This is a genomic window from Providencia sp. PROV033 (assembly GCF_028484855.1).
GTDB lineage: Bacteria > Pseudomonadota > Gammaproteobacteria > Enterobacterales > Enterobacteriaceae > Providencia > Providencia alcalifaciens.
In genome coordinates this window covers 1-2,687 of the sequence record NZ_JAMPSW010000178.1, presented here as the reverse complement: position 1 = coordinate 2,687, position 2,687 = coordinate 1, and the positions used below count along the sequence as shown (strand labels likewise).

At 35.8% G+C, this 2,687-nt stretch carries 4 protein-coding genes; 2 read left to right on the top strand and 2 right to left on the bottom strand.

Annotated features, from left to right (window positions below; translation table 11 throughout):
- The first annotated feature begins 337 nt into the window (after nt 1-337).
- On the top strand, nt 338-550 hold the full coding sequence (gene cspE / locus PSF16_RS17055) for a transcription antiterminator/RNA stability regulator CspE (RefSeq protein WP_006661913.1): 213 nt from the start codon (nt 338-340) through the stop codon (nt 548-550).
- A gap of 170 nt (nt 551-720) precedes the next feature.
- Nucleotides 721-1,191, top strand: coding sequence for a GNAT family N-acetyltransferase (locus PSF16_RS17050; RefSeq protein WP_272689773.1), 471 nt, complete (start codon nt 721-723; stop codon nt 1,189-1,191).
- Nucleotides 1,192-1,517: 326 nt separating this feature from the next.
- On the opposite strand, the gene PSF16_RS17045 is transcribed toward PSF16_RS17050, so the two are convergent.
- Both PSF16_RS17045 and PSF16_RS17040 read right to left on the bottom strand, forming a co-directional pair.
- On the bottom strand, nt 1,518-1,754 hold the full coding sequence (locus PSF16_RS17045; protein ID WP_006661912.1) for a helix-turn-helix domain-containing protein: 237 nt from the start codon (nt 1,752-1,754) through the stop codon (nt 1,518-1,520).
- A 126-nt stretch (nt 1,755-1,880) separates the two neighbouring features.
- Nucleotides 1,881-2,576: an aspartate/glutamate racemase family protein gene (locus PSF16_RS17040; RefSeq protein ID WP_272689772.1), complete on the bottom strand. Its 696-nt coding sequence runs from the start codon at nt 2,574-2,576 to the stop codon at nt 1,881-1,883.
- Between the last annotated feature and the right edge of the window lie 111 nt (nt 2,577-2,687).

Here is a 2,687-nt window from a genome sequence, read left to right as displayed (position 1 = left end):
GCCTGAGTTATCATCGTATGGTTTTTTAAATTTTCTTATTTTTCAGTTTGTTACTGTTTTTTGTTATGTGTGAATACATGTTCAATTGAAATTGATTTTAAAATAATTACAGTATTTATGAAAAAAACATTGCTATGATTAAGGATATATGAGTAAATACGTCCATCGGTTTGAAAGTACAGACCTATTTATGAAAGCAAGTTTTGAAAAGTTCCCCATCAAGTGTTATCCATTGATATCCACTCGTAGTGAATTCCTCCTAATTAGTTCCATAAGTATAAAGAAGTATCAAACCTATATGCCGTGTGGCAACAATTAAAATTTAAAGGAATTCAATATGTCTAATACAATGACTGGTTTAGTAAAATGGTTTAACGAATCTAAAGGCTTTGGCTTTATTTCTCCTGCTGATGGTAGCAAAGATGTGTTCGTACACTTCTCTGCAATTCAAAGCGACAGCTTCAAAACGCTGAACGAAGGACAAAAAGTTAGCTTCTCAGTAGAGAATGGCGCAAAAGGTCCAGCGGCTGTAAACGTCGTAGCTCTTTAATATACTAGCTTAATACAGCGCTTAAAATTTCAAACCCCTGCCAATTGGCGGGGGTTTTTCGTTTATAGCTATCAGTAAATCGCATCCACATAAACTAATTGTTGCAGTAGTGTCATTCTCTTCAGGTAATGGTATGGTGAAATTTTCATAATCACCAAAAAGGTGTGACCATGAATATGCTTTCAGCCACAGAAGAATGGAATAAGAATGATTATCTGATCAGCACAGATAAAAACAGATTAGATATTCACGCGATACAACACTATCTAACAAGATCTACGTGGGCGAAAGGCATTGATGTTGAAACCGTTCGTTTATCTATTGAGCATAGTCTTAATTTTGGTGTTTATCGTAATGAGGTACAAATAGGATTTGCCCGTTTAGTCACAGATTACTCAACTTTCGCTTATCTTTGTGATGTATATGTGCTTGAAGAATACCGAGGGCAGGGGCTTGGCAAATGGCTGATAACTTGTATTCATAGCCATCCAATTTTTCAAAAACTACGTAGAATCACTCTATTTACAACAACCGCAGCATGGCTATATGAACAATTTGGTTATGAGCCTGTCAACAAACAAAATTATGCATGGACGATTAATCGACCTGATATTTATATTCATGAAAAAAGTAAAAGTTGATTAAATAACTCAATGTAAATTTAAAAACTCACTTGAGGCATAATTTGCTCTTAATCCTATAGTTATATTTACCTAGCCAAGATATTGTACTCAAAAGAGGAGAATAAGTATGCCTGTATTTAGTCCAATAGAAATAATCGCGGACGTTATGATGAGCACGATTAATATGGTTGCAGTACCTTTTGAGTACCTACTTTATAGTGGGAAAATCTCAGAGATATTTATGATGGGTGTATTTTATATGTAACACTAGAGAGTAAAATTAAGAAATAACGTTTAGCATAAAGTCAGGTATGGCGCTTTATGCTAAATAAAAGATGAAAGCTCTATTTTTCTGGGTTTAAATACGCTTCAAAAAATAATTGAAGGTCAATTTTTAATATTGAACTTAATGCGACAAGATGCTCAATATAGATAGACACTGAACCTTCTTCATAGTGGGAGTACACTCGCTCTGAGACGGAAATTGCTTGGGCGATTTCCGTGGTAGTCATTTGGCGCGCGAGCCTCTCTTTTTGGATAAATTTACCCAACGAGAGGTTGTTGGGTTTTCTTTCGTTCATAATTCCCTATCCTAGAATAATCGTGAAGCAATAAGTAACATATTTGCTTTGATTTTTCATAGGAGAATATCTGTATTTTGTGATGGTTAGGATAATTAGTGAAAATTATCCTAAGATTCATTCAAATTAAGCTTTCAGTGCATATTCTACCGCACCTTGTGCGTGAATAGCTGTCGTGTCAAATACAGGTACAGAAGTATCGCCAGCATTCACCAGTAGGGTGATCTCAGTACATCCTAAGATAATTCCTTCAGCGCCATGTTCGACAAGTGTTTTCATGATGCGTTGGTATTCAGTGCGTGAGGTATCGGAGATGATCCCTAAACAGAGTTCATGATAGATAATATCATGGACGATTTTTCTATCTGCTTCATTTGGGGTTATCACCCTTAAATTAAATTTATCGGTCAGACGATCTTTATAAAAGGCTTGTTCCATCGTAAACGCAGTACCTAACAAACCAATAGTTTTAATGCCAGACTGCGTTATTTTTTCACCTGTAGCATCAGCGATGTGTAGGAATGGAAGTTTTGATTTTTCCTCAATTTGAGGGGCAACTTTATGCATTGTATTGGTACAGAGAACCAAAAAGTCAGCGCCAGCAGCTTTTAAGCTCGCTCCTGCACTCGCTAAATGATCACCGGCAAGCTCCCATTGTCCATGGGATTGAAAATGCTCAACTTCAGCAAAATCAACGCTATACAAAATAACTTTTGCAGAATGCAGCCCACCTAGTTGTTGCTTTATGCCTTCATTGATCTGTTGATAATAGAGTTGAGTTGATTCCCAACTCATACCTCCAATCAATCCTATAGTTTTCATTTATTGATGCCTCGTATGCGTTTTTTCCTTACTATACTGAGTGAATTTATTGGGAGTCAATGAATTAACTTAAGTTTTTATCAGTGGCGGTAAATTATTAGAAGTTTAATT